This is a genomic window from Mesorhizobium sp. M0615, assembly GCF_040320805.1.
GTDB lineage: Bacteria > Pseudomonadota > Alphaproteobacteria > Rhizobiales > Rhizobiaceae > Mesorhizobium.
In genome coordinates this window covers 305,745-319,888 of sequence record NZ_JAMYQI010000004.1, presented here as the reverse complement: position 1 = coordinate 319,888, position 14,144 = coordinate 305,745, and the positions used below count along the sequence as shown (strand labels likewise).

14 protein-coding genes are annotated in these 14,144 nt (G+C 62.8%); 2 read left to right on the top strand and 12 right to left on the bottom strand.

Annotated elements, in window-relative coordinates; all coding sequences use genetic code 11:
- Positions 1-105: 105 nt before the first annotated feature.
- Genes ntrC through dusB form a run of 3 tightly spaced genes read right to left on the bottom strand, consistent with a single transcriptional unit; the run spans position 106 to position 3,724 of the window.
- Positions 106-1,563: a nitrogen regulation protein NR(I) gene (ntrC, locus tag NKI46_RS08980; protein WP_352745802.1), complete on the bottom strand. Its 1,458-nt coding sequence runs from the start codon at positions 1,561-1,563 to the stop codon at positions 106-108.
- Positions 1,560-2,705 carry a two-component system sensor histidine kinase NtrB gene (locus NKI46_RS08975; protein ID WP_352745799.1) on the bottom strand — a complete coding sequence of 382 codons (1,146 nt, stop codon included), beginning with the start codon at positions 2,703-2,705 and terminating at the stop codon, positions 1,560-1,562. Before NKI46_RS08975 ends, ntrC begins: the two co-directional genes overlap by 4 nt.
- Entirely contained in the window at positions 2,702-3,724 is a 1,023-nt protein-coding gene (dusB, locus tag NKI46_RS08970; protein WP_352745796.1) for a tRNA dihydrouridine synthase DusB, read from the bottom strand. The genes NKI46_RS08975 and dusB overlap by 4 nt, the downstream gene beginning before the upstream one ends.
- 139 nt (positions 3,725-3,863) lie before the next feature.
- Here dusB and NKI46_RS08965 point away from each other — a divergent pair, with 139 nt between their 5' ends.
- Together NKI46_RS08965 and NKI46_RS08960 are read left to right on the top strand one after the other, a co-directional pair.
- On the top strand, positions 3,864-5,087 hold the full coding sequence (locus NKI46_RS08965) for a bifunctional 2-C-methyl-D-erythritol 4-phosphate cytidylyltransferase/2-C-methyl-D-erythritol 2,4-cyclodiphosphate synthase (RefSeq protein WP_352745794.1): 1,224 nt from the start codon (positions 3,864-3,866) through the stop codon (positions 5,085-5,087).
- Complete coding sequence (locus tag NKI46_RS08960; RefSeq protein WP_352745791.1) at positions 5,084-5,593, top strand: CinA family protein; 510 nt, start codon at positions 5,084-5,086, stop codon at positions 5,591-5,593. The genes NKI46_RS08965 and NKI46_RS08960 overlap by 4 nt, the downstream gene beginning before the upstream one ends.
- On the opposite strand, the gene NKI46_RS08955 is transcribed toward NKI46_RS08960, so the two are convergent.
- The 9 genes from NKI46_RS08955 to pdhA form a co-directional block, all read right to left on the bottom strand.
- A complete protein-coding gene (locus tag NKI46_RS08955) occupies positions 5,569-6,030 on the bottom strand; it encodes a type II toxin-antitoxin system RatA family toxin (RefSeq protein ID WP_023835245.1) in 462 nt (153 codons plus the stop codon). The genes NKI46_RS08960 and NKI46_RS08955 overlap by 25 nt on opposite strands.
- Before the next feature lie 11 nt (positions 6,031-6,041).
- A complete protein-coding gene (gene lipA, locus NKI46_RS08950; protein ID WP_023668921.1) occupies positions 6,042-7,007 on the bottom strand; it encodes a lipoyl synthase in 966 nt (321 codons plus the stop codon).
- A gap of 208 nt (positions 7,008-7,215) precedes the next feature.
- Complete coding sequence (locus NKI46_RS08945) at positions 7,216-7,473, bottom strand: GlsB/YeaQ/YmgE family stress response membrane protein (RefSeq protein WP_023668920.1); 258 nt, start codon at positions 7,471-7,473, stop codon at positions 7,216-7,218.
- A gap of 102 nt (positions 7,474-7,575) precedes the next feature.
- The gene (gene lpdA / locus NKI46_RS08940) at positions 7,576-9,024 is read right to left on the bottom strand and encodes a dihydrolipoyl dehydrogenase (RefSeq protein ID WP_352745788.1); all 1,449 of its coding nucleotides are present in this window, start codon (positions 9,022-9,024) and stop codon (positions 7,576-7,578) included.
- Between the two features lie 22 nt (positions 9,025-9,046).
- Positions 9,047-9,688 (bottom strand): SGNH/GDSL hydrolase family protein, encoded by a 642-nt coding sequence (locus tag NKI46_RS08935; protein ID WP_352745785.1) that lies wholly within the window; start codon positions 9,686-9,688, stop codon positions 9,047-9,049.
- A complete protein-coding gene (locus NKI46_RS08930; protein ID WP_352745784.1) occupies positions 9,685-10,104 on the bottom strand; it encodes a hypothetical protein in 420 nt (139 codons plus the stop codon). Before NKI46_RS08930 ends, NKI46_RS08935 begins: the two co-directional genes overlap by 4 nt.
- A 14-nt stretch (positions 10,105-10,118) precedes the next feature.
- Positions 10,119-11,540, bottom strand: coding sequence for a pyruvate dehydrogenase complex dihydrolipoamide acetyltransferase (locus tag NKI46_RS08925; RefSeq protein ID WP_352745783.1), 1,422 nt, complete (start codon positions 11,538-11,540; stop codon positions 10,119-10,121).
- Between the two features lie 18 nt (positions 11,541-11,558).
- Positions 11,559-12,980, bottom strand: a complete 1,422-nt coding sequence (locus tag NKI46_RS08920; protein WP_023734036.1) for a pyruvate dehydrogenase complex E1 component subunit beta — start codon at positions 12,978-12,980, stop codon at positions 11,559-11,561.
- A gap of 15 nt (positions 12,981-12,995) precedes the next feature.
- A complete protein-coding gene (pdhA, locus tag NKI46_RS08915) occupies positions 12,996-14,042 on the bottom strand; it encodes a pyruvate dehydrogenase (acetyl-transferring) E1 component subunit alpha (RefSeq protein WP_023682559.1) in 1,047 nt (348 codons plus the stop codon).
- Positions 14,043-14,144: the final 102 nt, after the last annotated feature.

Sequence of the window (14,144 nt, the reverse complement as noted above, 5' to 3'; positions counted from 1 at the left end):
AACGCATTGTGGCGATTATGCAACAAGTGTGGCCGTGACGGAAATCTTTCGGCCGCCGATCCCCTGAAAAGGGGACGACCTCGCGTCACTTCGGGCGCCAGGCGCTCATGATCTCGACGATTTGTAGACGTTGACGCCCAGCTCGCGAATCTTCTTGCGCAGCGTGTTGCGATTCAAGCCGAGCAATTCGGCCGCCTTGATCTGGTTGCCGCGCGTTGCCGTCATGGAAGCGAGCACCAGCGGATATTCGATCTCGGACAAGATGCGCTGATAGAGACCTGCCGGCGGCAACTCACCGGCGAAAGAGGCAAAATAGCGCTGCAGGAAGTGCTCCACCGCCTGGCCGATGGATAGATCGTCCGGAATCAAATTGCCGCCGCCGGGAACGACCGGTCTTTCGCCTGTCTTCAGCTCGGCTTCAATGATCTCGGCTGATATTTCGTCCTGCGAATAGAGCGCCGCAAGCCGGCGCACCAGGTTTTCCAACTCGCGCACGTTTCCCGGCCACGGATAGCGCTTCATCAATTCGATGCCGCCGGTCGAGATGCGCTTGGTCTGCAAGCCTTCGCTGGCGCCGATCTTGAAGAAATGCCGCACCAGATCGGGAATGTCTTCCGATCTCTCACGCAAACCCGGCAGCCGAAGCGGCACGACATTCAGGCGATAGAACAGATCCTCGCGGAAAAGCCCCTGGTTGATCAGCGTGCGCAGATCCTTGTTGGTAGCGGCGACGATGCGCACATCGGTCTTGATCGGGGTGCGCCCGCCGACCGTTGTGTATTCGCCCTGCTGCAGCACGCGCAGCAGCCGCGTCTGCGCCTCCATCGGCATGTCGCCGATCTCGTCGAGGAACAGCGTGCCGCCCTCGGCCTGCTCGAAGCGGCCGGTCGAGCGGTTCTGTGCGCCGGTGAAGGCGCCCTTCTCGTGGCCGAACAGCTCCGATTCGATCAAATCGCGCGGGATCGCCGCCATGTTGATGGCGACGAACGGACCGCCGCGGCGGCGGCCATATTCGTGCAGCGCGCGCGCCACCAATTCCTTGCCGGTGCCGGACTCGCCCGAGATCATCACCGTCAGATCGGTCTGCATCATGCGCGCCAGCATGCGGTAGATGTCCTGCATGGCGGCCGAGCGGCCGACCAGCGGCATGGCGTCAGGCTGTTCTTCCGGTCGCGTATCGATCTTCGGTCGGCGCGGCTCTGACAGCGCACGATTGACGATGTTGAGCAGCTCGGTCAGGTCGAACGGCTTCGGCAGATATTCATAAGCACCTGTTTCGGAAGCACGAATCGCCGTCATGAAGGTGTTTTGCGCGCTCATCACGATGACCGGCAGCTCCGGCCGGGCCTTCTTGATGCGGGGCAGCATGTCGAAGGCGTTCTCGTCCGGCATGACAACGTCGGTGATCACCAGATCGCCCTCGCCCGCCGCCACCCAGCGCCACAGCGTCGAGGCGTTGGAGGTCACGCGCACCTCATGGCCGACGCGCGACAGCGCCTGATTGAGCACGGTGCGGATGGCCGCATCGTCGTCGGCGACGAGAATATTGCCGCGAACCGTCATTTGCGGTCTCCTTCGCCTTCATCATCGGCAGTGTCGATGGGTGTTTCTTTCCAGGCCGGCATCAGGATTCGGAAGGTGGTGCCGCGCGGCGTCGAATCGCATTCGATGATGCCGCCATGCTCGCCGACGATTTTCGCCACCAGCGCCAGGCCGAGCCCCGAGCCGTTCGGCTTGGTGGTGATGAACGGATCGAACAGGATCGGCAGAATATCTTCCGAAACGCCGGACCCATTGTCGCGCACGCAGAATTCAAGCGGTAGCGACACACGGTCCTGGGTTCCGGGAACGGAAACGCGGATGCCCGGCCTGAACGCGGTCGACAGCACGATCTCGCCCTGCGGGTCGCCGCCGATCGCCTCGGCAGCGTTCTTGACCAGGTTGAGAAACACCTGGATCAGTTGGTCGCGGTTGGCGAAAACCGGAGGCAATGATGGATCATAGTCCTCCAATATCCTGATTCTCTTGGCAAAACCGTTCTTCGCGATTGCCTTCACATGATCCAGCACGACATGGATGTTGACAGGATAGCGGTCAATCGGCCGCTCGTCGGAAAACACTTCCATGCGGTCGACGAGGGAGACTATGCGATCAGTCTCGTCAGTGATGAGGCGGGTCAGCGCGCGATCCTCGTCGGACGCCGAGAGTTCGAGCAGCTGTGCGGCGCCACGTATGCCGGACAGCGGGTTCTTGATCTCATGTGCCAGCATGGCGGCAAGGCCGGTGACCGAACGCGCGGCACCCCTGTGTGTCATCTGGCGGTCGATCTTGTCGGCCATCGAGCGTTCCTGGAACATCACCACGATTGAGCCTGGGAATTCCGGCACCGGCGCGACATAAAGATCGACGACCTTCTCGATTCCGAGACGCGGCGATGACACGTCGACACGGTATTCGTTGACCGGCGCACGGCGCTCGCGCACCTGGTCGACCAGCTGCAACAGCGGGCTGCCGAACGGGATCAGCTTGGAGAGTGTGTTGCGGGCAAGCATGTTGGCACTTGAGCGGAAGAAGTCTTCCGCATCGGCATTGGCGTAGGTGATGAACCCGTCCGGATCGACCATGATGACGGGACGGCGGATGGTGTTCAGCACTATACTGGCGGCATCCGCCATGTCGGAGCTCGGTGTGACCGTGGCCTTCATGCGGCGCTCCGCAAGGGCGTGGCTTCGCCGGAAAACACCTCATGCAGCAAGGCAATGACGCGGGCGGGTTCGAAAGAGGTGAGGATGGCTTTCCGCCGCCCATCGGAAACGCCAGCAGCGTGGCGGTCGAGATACCAGCCGAGATGCTTGCGCGCCTGGCGCAAGCCGCTTTCGACGCCGTAAAGCGTCAGCATGTCCTCGTAGTGGGAAACGATGTAGTCGGCCATGGCTTGCGGGCTTTCCGGCACGCCGGAGAGCGCGTCGCCCGCAGCCGTCGCCGCAATGCGGCCCGCCGTCCATGGCGCGCCATAATGGGCACGACCGATCATCACCGCGTCGGCGCCCGACTGTTCAAGGATTTCGGCGGCCTCCGCGGGCGAGCCCACATCGCCGTTGGCGACCACCGGGATCGAGACGGCGTCCTTGATGCGGGCGATGGCGCCCCAATCGGCCTTGCCTTGATAAAACTGGCAGCGCGTGCGCCCATGCACGGTCACCATTTTAACACCGGCCTCTTCGGCGCGGCGCGCCAAGACGGGTGCATTGAGCGCATTGTCGTCCCAGCCGAGCCGCATCTTGACCGTGACCGGCACCTGGACCGCGCCTACCACCGCTTCGATCAGCGACAGCGCATGGTCGAGATCGCGCATCAGCGCCGAGCCGGCATAGCCGCCGGTCACCTTCTTGGCCGGGCAGCCCATATTGATGTCGATGATGTCGGCGCCCTCGCCGGCAGCGATGCGCGCGCCCTCGGCCATGTGCTCGGCCTCGCGGCCGGCAAGCTGAACCATATGGACGGGCAGCCCGGAATGACGGATGCGCAGGTCGCAGCCGGCCCTGCCCTTGGCAAGCTCGCCGCTCGCCACCATTTCCGACACGACCAGGCCCGCGCCATGCGCGTAGGCGCGCTGCCGGAACGGCTCGTCCGTTATTCCCGACATGGGCGCGAGGAAGACGCTGTTGCGGATCGTCACGCCGCCAACGTCGAGCGGCGAAGCCAATTTTGTCACTTCAGGCATGCACAAAAACCAAGCATATCGGATTGCTGCACATTCTCTAGCCATAAGAAAGGCATTGTGCAACGCGCAATGACGTCACATTGCGGCGCATTTGGGAAAATGCTGGCCTTCGCCATAAGCCGCGACTAAGCCTCTCGGCATGACAGACGCAAGCGAAAAACCGGCCGAGGCGACGACCGACAAGGTCGGCGTGGTCATCGTTGCCGCCGGTCGCGGCGCGCGTGCCGGAAAGGCCGACGGGCCGAAGCAATATCAACGCATCGGTGGCCGTGCCGTCATCGCGCGCACGCTGGAGACGTTCCTGGCGCATCCCAAAATTGGCCCCGTCGTCGTCGCGATCCATGCCGATGACCACGCGCTTTTTGACAAGGCAGCCGGCGTATATGCCGAGCGGGTTACCGCCGTGGTCGGTGGCGAGTCGCGCCAGGCATCGGTCCGGCTCGGCCTGCTGGCGCTGAGGGACCGTACGCCCGGCCGTGTCCTTGTCCATGACGCGGTGCGGCCGTTTGTCGACGCGGTCCTGATCGACCGTACCATCGCCGCCATTGGCGAGCGCCAGGGCGCGCTGCCCGCTTTGCCCGTCGCCGATACGCTGAAGCGCGAGTCGGCGACCGGCATGATCGAGGAGACGGTGCCAAGGGCCGGCCTTCATGCCGCGCAGACGCCGCAAGGCTTTCCGTTCTGGCCGTTGCTCGCCGCGCACGAAAAGGCCCATCATCTCGGCAAGACGGATTTTACCGACGATGCCGCGATCGCCGAATGGGCGCATATTCCGGTGAAAATCGTTCAGGGGTCGCCGGACAATGTCAAACTGACCTGGGCAAGGGATATTGCGATGGCGGATCAGCGGCTTACTGGCGAGCGTTTTCCAGACATTCGCACCGGCAATGGCTATGACGTGCACGCCTTCGAGGCAGGCGACCATGTCACTCTGTGCGGCGTCGCCATTCCGCACGGCAAGAAGCTTTCGGGACATTCGGATGCCGATGTCGGCCTGCACGCGCTGACCGATGCGTTGCTCGCCACTTGCGGCGCCGGCGACATCGGCACGCATTTCCCGCCTTCCGATCCGCAATGGAAGGGCGCGGCGTCAAAGATCTTCGTCGAGCATGCGGCCAGGTTGGTGCGCGAACGCGGCGGCCGCATCGCCAATGCCGACATCACGCTGATCTGCGAGGCGCCGCGCGTCGGCCCGCATCGCGAGGCCATGACCAACGCGTTGTCGGCGATGCTGGGCATTTCCAGCGATCGCATCTCCGTCAAGGCGACGACCAACGAAAAACTCGGCTTTGTCGGCCGCGAGGAAGGCATCGCCGCCATCGCCACCGCCAGTGTCGTCTTCCCCGGGGAGGTTCCCGCATGAACAACAGCGATCTTGCCAACGCCCTGCTCCAGGTCTGCCAGCAGCGCGGCATCATGCTGGCGACGGCCGAGAGCTGCACCGGCGGCATGATCATCTCGGCACTGACCGACATTGCCGGCTCGTCCGCTGTCGTCGATCGCGGCCTCATCACCTATTCCGATGAAGCAAAGATGGAGATGCTCGGCGTCTCGCCCGCCACACTCGAGGCGCATGGCGCCGTCTCGCGCGAAACGGTTCTGGAGATGGCGGCGGGCGCTCTGGCGCGCTCGCGCGCCGGGCTGGCGCTTGCCGTCACCGGCATTGCCGGCCCAGGCGGCGGTTCGCCGGAAAAACCGGTCGGCCTCGTCTGGTTCGGGGTTGCCCTAAGACGTGGGCCGGTGGCTGCCAAGCTCAATATGTTTGCCGACAATGGCCGCGACTTCATCCGCCGCGAGACGGTCAAGCATGCGCTGGAGATCGGGCTGCGCGCGCTCGGCGACACTCATGAGATGGGCGTCGTTCCGTAGATGACGTCCGCACGTTTTTCGAAGGCTTCTGAAAACATGCGGAAGGCGCGATCGAACATGGTGCCCATCACCACGCCGAGGATGCGGCTCTTGAACTCGTAGTCGATGAAGAAGCGGACGTTGCAGCCGCCGCCGTCGGCCGGCTCGAAGCGCCAGATATTGCTGAGATATTTGAACGGTCCATCGATGTATTTGACATCGATTGTGTTCTCGTCCGGCTTCAACAGCACCTGCGTCGTAAAGGTCTCGCGGATCGCCTTGTAGCCGATGCTCATATCGGCGAGGAGAATGGTGCGGCCGTCACGCTCCTTGCGCGAGCGCACCGTCAGCGCCTCGCACAGCGGCAGAAATTCAGGATAGGTCTCGATATCGGCGACCAGCGCAAACATCTGCTCCGGCGTGTGGGCAACGCGGCGTGTGGCTTCGAATTTCGGCATTGAAGCAGGATTTAACTGGCTTTTTTGAGCTGCGCCTCACGCGCCGCCCGCAGCCTGGCGAAATCGTCGCCGGCGTGGTGCGAGGAGCGCGTCAGCGGGCTCGACGCCACCAGCAGGAAACCCTTGGTCTTGCCGATCGTCGCGAAGGAGCTGAATTCCTCCGGCGTGACGAAGCGGATCACCGGGTGGTGCTTCTTCGACGGCTGCAGATACTGGCCAATGGTCATGAAGTCGACATTGGCCGAGCGCAGGTCGTCCATCAGTTGCAGGATCTCGTTGCGCTCTTCGCCGAGGCCGACCATGATGCCGGACTTGGTGAAGATCGACGGGTCGAGCTCCTTGACCCGCTGCAACAGCCGGATCGAGTGGAAATAGCGGGCACCCGGCCGCACCGTCAGGTAGTTCGACGGCACGGTTTCGAGATTGTGGTTGAAGACATCGGGCTTGGCCGCCACGACGATCTCCAGCGCGCCTTCCTTGCGCAGGAAATCGGGCGTCAGGATTTCGATCGTGGTCAGAGGTGTCGCTGCTCGGATAGCCCGGATGACTTCCGCAAAGTGCTGCGCGCCGCCATCGGCGAGATCGTCGCGGTCGACCGAGGTGATGACGACATGGGTCAGCCCCATCTGCTTGACGGCATGCGCGACACGCGCCGGCTCATCGGCATCGAGCGCGGTCGGAATGCCGGTGGCGACATTGCAGAAGGCGCAGGCGCGCGTGCAGATCTCGCCCATGATCATGAAGGTGGCGTGCTTCTTTTCCCAGCACTCGCCGATATTGGGGCAGCCGGCCTCTTCGCACACCGTGACCAGCTTGTGCGACTTCACGATCTCGCGGGTTTCGGCATAGCCCTTCGACATCGGCGCCTTGACGCGGATCCAGTCGGGTTTGCGCAGCACGTCCTGATCAGGCTTGTGCGCCTTCTCGGGGTGCCGCAGGCGCGGCGCGTTGGCGATCGTGTCGAGGACGGTGACCATCTCAAACCTGACTTGTTGGCGTCCGCCCGTCGGCGTCAGCCTTCAGAACGTCACTTAAGACTTTTCGGAGCAAAGAAAAAGGCTGCGGTGGCGCATGCCGCCACAGCCTTTTTCGCATAGCGGGGATCCAGAGCAATTCCAGGAAAAGTGTGACACGGTTTTCCGTCCGGAATTGCGTCAGAAGAACGAGATAAAACGGCGAGCCGTTTTAGCGGCGTATCAGCCGCCCGGCAAAGATCAGCAGGCAGGCGCCGATGAAGCCGGTGATCAGGTAGGCGAGCCAGCCGACACCGAAGGGTTCGATGTTGAGCGCCCTGAGAATTGCGTTCAGCACCACCGCGCCGACAATGCCCATAATGATGTTCATCAAGACGCCGGTATTGCTCTTCATGACCATCTCGGCCAGCCACCCGGCCAAACCGCCGATGATGATGGCCGCAATCCAGCCCACGCCATTCACGTCCATATGCCAACTCCTCCAGTGTCAGGTGAAAATGCATCCGGAAACGAACTGTCTTGCCGTAAGGTTCCTCCGGCGCATGCGTCTGAGTCTCGCGGCACCAATTTATCACGCGTTGAGCGCACGGCCATAGGCATCAAGCACGCTTTCCTTCATCATCTCCGACAGCGTCGGATGCGGGAAGATGGTGTGCATCAGTTCTTCCTCGGTGGTCTCCAGGTTCATCGCCACGACAAAGCCCTGGATCAGCTCCGTCACCTCGGCGCCGACCATATGCGCGCCGAGCAGCTGGCCGGTCTTCTTTTCGAAGATGGTCTTGATGAAGCCCTGGTCCTCGCCAAGCGCGATCGCCTTGCCGTTGGCGCCGAACTGGAAGCGGCCGACACGAATGTCCTTGCCTTCGGCCTTGGCCTTGGCTTCGGTGAGCCCAACCGATGCGACCTGGGGGTTGCAATAGGTGCAGCCCGGGATCTTCAGCTTGTCTGTCGCATGCACGCCCGGGAAATTGGCGATCTTTTCGATGCAGACCACGCCCTCATGCTCAGCCTTGTGAGCCAGCATAGGCGGCCCGGCGACATCGCCGATGGCGTAGATGCCGGACACATTGGTCTTGCCGTAGCCGTCAATGACGACACAGCCGCGATCCGTCTTCACGCCGAGCGTCTCGAGGCCGAGATTCTCGATATTGCCTTGCACGCCGACGGCCGAGATCATGCGGTCGGCGGTGATCTTCTCGACCTTGCCGTCCTTCATCTCGACATGTGCGGTAACCGAGTTGGTGCCCTTCTCGACCTTGGTCACCTTGGCCTCGAGGATGATTTTCATGCCCTGCTTCTCGAACTGCTTCTGCGCGAATTTCGAGACCTCGGCATCCTCGACCGGCATCACCGCCGGCAAAAGCTCGACCACCGTCACCTCGGCGCCCATGGTGCGGTAGAAGGAGGCGAACTCGATGCCGATGGCGCCCGAACCCATGACCAGCAGCGATTTCGGCATCTCCTTCGGCACCATCGCCTCGAAATAGGTCCAGATCAGTTTGCCGTCCGGCTCGATGCCGGGCAGCGCGCGCGGCCGGGCGCCGGTGGCGAGAATGATGTGCTTGGCGGTATAGGTCCCCTCGCCCTTGACGCCCTTCGGCACCGGCGGCTGCGGCTCCATCGGTTTCTTGGCGGTCTTGGAAACGACGATCTCACCGGGCTTGGAGAGCTTCGCCTCGCCCCAGATGACGTCGACCTTGTTCTTCTTCATCAGGAAGGCGACGCCGCCATTGAGCCTCAACGACACTTTGCGCGAGCGGTCGACGACAGCGGCCGCGTCGGCGCTGACCTTGCCGCCTTCGAGCTTCAGGCCGTAGTCCTTCAGATGGTCGGAATAGTGCATGATCTCGGCCGAGCGCAGCAGCGCCTTGGTCGGGATGCAGCCCCAGTTGAGGCAGATGCCGCCGAGATGCTCGCGCTCGACGATGGCCGTCTTGAAGCCGAGCTGGGCGGAGCGCACCGCCGTGACATAGCCGCCGGGGCCTGAGCCGATGATTATGACGTCGTAGGATTCAGCCACGGGGTTTCTCCCTGATTTTTCTCTAGAGTTCCAGCATCACGCGCACCAATGGCGCCAATGCCTCACCTATATTGCGCGTGTTTTCCGTGTCGAGATGGACCCCATCGATCGGTGTGGTCTCGGCTACGGTGCCGGCATCGAAAAAGCCGCAGCCGGCCTCGTCGGCGAGCGCGGAATATTGCGGCGCCAGCCGCTTCGAGGCCTCGTCGCCGCCGGCAAACATTTCCTTGAATTCGGCATTGTCGGTGCGGCTGACCGCGGGTGGCGCAACGATCAGGATTTGCGGCGCGGCCCAGTCGAACGGATAATCGTGGCCGCGTACGATGTCGATCAGCCGCTGCACGCCTTGCTTGGCCGCGACCGGATTGCCGTGGATCCAGGGCTTCATGTCGTTGGCGCCAAGCATGATGATGATCAGGTCGAGCGGCGCATGGCTGGTCAGGATCGCCGGCAGCACCTTGGCGCCATTGCGGTCCGCACCAGCCAGGTGATCGTCGAAAGCCGTGGTGCGGCCGTTCAGACCTTCGGCAATGACTTCGATATCATCGTCGCCCAGCGCCGCCTTGAGCACGCTCGGCCAGCGGTCCTCCAGCGCATGGCGCCCGAGGCTTGCCGCGTCATAGCCCCAGGTCAGGGAATCGCCGTAGCAGAGGATCGTCTTCATGCACCCGCACCCGCCTCCGCCTTAAGCCCGCGCCGCACGCGCCATCCCACGAACAGCCACTGCACGATAACCGTGGCGATGCTTGGCAAAATCAGACCGGCGACAACGGGGAGATCGCCCGACCACTGGGCTTTGCCCGGCGGCTGAGAGAAGGTCCAGGCAATCAGCCCGATCCCGGCCAGCACGAACAACGCAACCCCAACAAGCCCCGTCAGATTGATCGCCCTTTGTAGGTTTGGCACCAATTGCGCGATGAAAAACGCCACCGTCGCAACGATAGAGACCAGCGCCGAGGCCATGAAGACAAGGATGAATTCCGAGGTCGCATTGGTGGCGATTGCCAGCCACAGCGCCACCAGCCCGCCGGCCAGGCCGGAAAGGATCAGGGCGAAAAGGCTGGTGACGAATTTCCGCACAGCCTTTTTCCTTCCTAGACCAGCATGCCCATCGGGTTTTCGATCATGCGCTTGAAGGCGACCAGAAGTTCGGCGCCGAGCGCACCGTCGACGGCGCGGTGATCGGTCGACAGCGTCACCGACATGATATTGGCGATTTTGATCTCGCCGTTCTTGACCACCGGCCGCTGCTCGCCGGCACCCACCGCCAGGATCGTCGCATGCGGCGGGTTGATGACGGCGGCAAAGTCCTTGATGCCGAACATGCCGAGATTGGAAACCGCCGTCGTGCCGCCTTGATATTCCTCAGGCTTCAGCTTGCGGCTGCGGGCACGACTCGCCAGATCCTTCATCTCGTTGGAGATAGTGGACAGCGTCTTTTCGTCGGCGTGGCGGATGATCGGCGTGATCAGGCCGCCGGGGATTGACACGGCAACGCCGACATCGGCGTGCTTGTGCTTGACCATGGCGCTTTCGGTCCACGATGCATTGGCATCCGGCACCGCCATCAGCGCCATCGCCATCGCCTTGATCACCATGTCGTTGACCGAGAGTTTGTAGACGGGAGCCTCGCCCTTGTCGGTCTTCTTCGTCGGAGCAGCCGCATTGATCTGTGTGCGCAGCGCCAGCAGCGCATCGAGCTCGCAGTCGAGCGTCAGGTAGAAATGCGGGATGGTTGTCTTGGCCTCGACCAGGCGGCGCGCAATGGTCTTGCGCATATTGTCGTGCGGGACGAGCTCATAGGACCCTTCGGCAAACAGCTTCAGCACCTGTTCGTCCGACATCGCCTTGGGTGCCGCAGCCGGAGCCGCAGGTGCCGGAGCGCCGGCAGGTGCGGCTTTCGCGGCCGGTGCAGCCTTGGCGCCACCGCCGGCAATCGCCGCCTCGACATCGGCCTTGACGACACGGCCATGCGGGCCGGTGCCGGTTACGGCGGACACATCGACGCCGGCGTCCTTGGCGATGCGCCGAGCCAGCGGCGAGGCGAAGGTGCGCTCGCCTGACGATTGGCTGATCTCCCCCTTTGTGGGGGAGATGGCCGGCAGGCCAGAGGGGTGCGCGACAGACTGAGAGGTCGGCGGGGCAGCGCCCCCCTCTGTCGACTTCGTCGACATCTCCCCCACGGGTGGGGAGATTGACGCCTTATCCTGCTTGGCATCGGCTTTCGCGGGCGCGGCATCGCCGCCGCCCTTTGCCGCTGCACCTGCATCCTCACCTTCGCCGGCGAGAATGGCGATCAGCGCATTGACCTTGACGCCTTCGGTGCCGGCCGGAACGACCAGCTTGGCGACCGTGCCCTCATCGACGGCCTCGACTTCCATCGTCGCCTTGTCGGTCTCGATCTCGGCGATCACGTCGCCCGGCGAAACCTTGTCGCCCTCCTTGACCAGCCACTTGGAAAGATTGCCCTCTTCCATCGTGGGCGACAGCGCCGGCATGGTGATGTTGATTGGCATGATGTCCTCCCGACCGGCTCAGCGATACGTGACGGCTTTGACCGCCTCGATGACCTCGCCGACATTGGGCAAGGCCAGCTTTTCGAGGTTCGCCGCATAGGGCATCGGCACGTCCTTGCCGGCGATGGTGATGACCGGCGCGTCGAGGAAATCGAAGGCGCGCTGCGACACCTGATTGGCGATGTGGTCGCCGACCGAGCTTTGCGGGAAACCTTCTTCCACCACGATCAGGCGGTTGGTCTTCTTTACGGAGGCAATGACGGTGTCGAGGTCGAGCGGGCGGATGGTCCGGAGATCGATGATCTCGGCATCGATGCCCATGCCGCGCAGTTCGGCTTCCGCCTTGATGGCATAGGTCATGCCGATGCCGAACGAGACGATGGTGACGTCCTTGCCCTGCTTGTGAATGCGCGCCTTGCCGATCGGCAGCACGAAATCATCGAGCTTCGGCACGTCGAAGGACTGGCCGTAGAGGATTTCGTTTTCAAGGAAGATGACCGGGTTCGGATCGCGGATCGCCGCCTTGAGCAGGCCCTTGGCGTCGGCAGCCGTGTACGGCATCACCACCTTCAGGCCGGGAATATGGCTGTACCAGGCGGCATAGCACTGCGAATGCTGGGCGCCGACGCGGGCGGCCGCACCGTTCGGTCCGCGGAACACGATCGGTGCGCCCATCTGGCCGCCCGACATATAGAGCGTCTTGGCCGCGGAGTTGATGATCTGGTCGATCGCCTGCATGGCGAAGTTGAAGGTCATGAACTCGACGATCGGCTTCAGGCCGGCCATCGCCGCACCGACGCCGACGCCGGCAAAGCCGTGCTCGGTGATCGGCGTGTCGACGACGCGGCGCGGCCCGAATTCCTGCAGCAGCCCTTGCGTGATCTTGTAGGCGCCCTGGTATTCCGCGACCTCCTCGCCCATGACGAAGACATCGCCGTCGCGGCGCATTTCCTCGGCCATGGCATCGCGCAAGGCCTCGCGCACCGTGGTCGAGACCATCTCGGTGCCGGCGGGAATATCCGGATCGGCGGCAGGTTTGGCTGCCGGAGCGGCGGGAACTGCCTTCGGAGCCTCGCCGGCATCCTGGGGAGCCGCTTTTGAACCTTCCTCGGCTGCATCGGTCCGCTGACCGCCAGCGGAAACGGCATCCTGGGTTGAGGCAGGCTGGCCGCTCTTTTCGACATCGCCTGCACTTTCGCCGTCCTGCAGCAACACGGCGATCACCGCATTGACCTTGACGCCTTCGGTGCCGGCGGGAACCACGATCTTGCCGATCGTGCCTTCATCGACGGCCTCGACTTCCATCGTCGCCTTGTCGGTTTCGATCTCGGCGATGACATCACCGGCGACGACCTTGTCGCCCTCGTTCTTCAACCATTTGGAAAGATTGCCCTCTTCCATGGTCGGCGAGAGAGCGGGCATGAGAATTTCGATCGGCATGTCCTTGCCCTCCCGTTACAATACGATGTCGGTCCAGAGCTCGGACGGATCCGGCTCTGCGTCGTGCTGGGCAAATTCGGCGGCGTCGGCGACGATGTCGCGGACTTCCTTGTCGATGTTCTTGAGTTCGTCCTCGGTCGCCCACTTCTTGGCCGTCAGCCGCGCCTTGACCTGCTCGATCGGATCATGATCCGAGCGCATCTTTTGCACTTCTTCCTTGGAGCGGTATTTCGCGGGATCCGACATCGAGTGACCGCGATAGCGATAGGTCTGCATCTCGAGGATGATCGGACCGTTGCCGGCACGGCACCATTCGGTCGCCTGATCGCCGGCGGATTTGACCGCACGCACATCCATGCCGTCGACCTGAATGCCGGGAATCTTGAACGAGGCGCCGCGATGCGAAAAATTGGTTTCGGCCGACGAGCGCGACACCGAAGTGCCCATGGCGTAGCGGTTGTTCTCGATGATGTAGATCACCGGCAGCTTCCACAGCGAGGCCATGTTGAAGCTTTCATAGACCTGACCCTGGTTGGCTGCGCCATCGCCGAAATAGGTCAGCGACACATTGTTGTTGTCGCGGTAGCGGTTGGCGAAGGCGAGACCGGTGCCGAGCGAGACCTGCGCGCCGACAATGCCGTGGCCGCCGTAAAAATGCTTCTCCTTGGAGAACATGTGCATGGAGCCGCCCTTGCCCCTCGACAGGCCACCACGGCGTCCGGTCAGCTCTGCCATGACGCCCCGCGGTGAGAGTTCCATCGCCAGCATGTGGCCATGGTCGCGATAGGCGGTGATCATCTGGTCGCCGTTGATCAGCGACATCTTCATGCCGGTGACGACCGCTTCCTGGCCGATATAGAGGTGGCAGAAGCCGCCGATAAAGCCCATGCCGTAGAGCTGGCCGGCCTTTTCCTCGAAGCGGCGGATAAGCAGCATGTGCCGGTAGGCGGCAAGCTCCTCGTCCTTGGTGAAGTCGGCCGGCTTGGGGGCGGAAAGCCCCGTTGATTTGGCGGATGTCGATTTAACGGATTTGGCAGGCGCTTTTTTGGCGGCGGTGGCCATGCATCACTCCCTGTTGGCGTCTCTTTGCGGACACTAAAGCAGACCATGTCTGCTCCGGGGAGGATCAGCTCCTCCCCACCGATTGGAAGGAAGCTAACATGC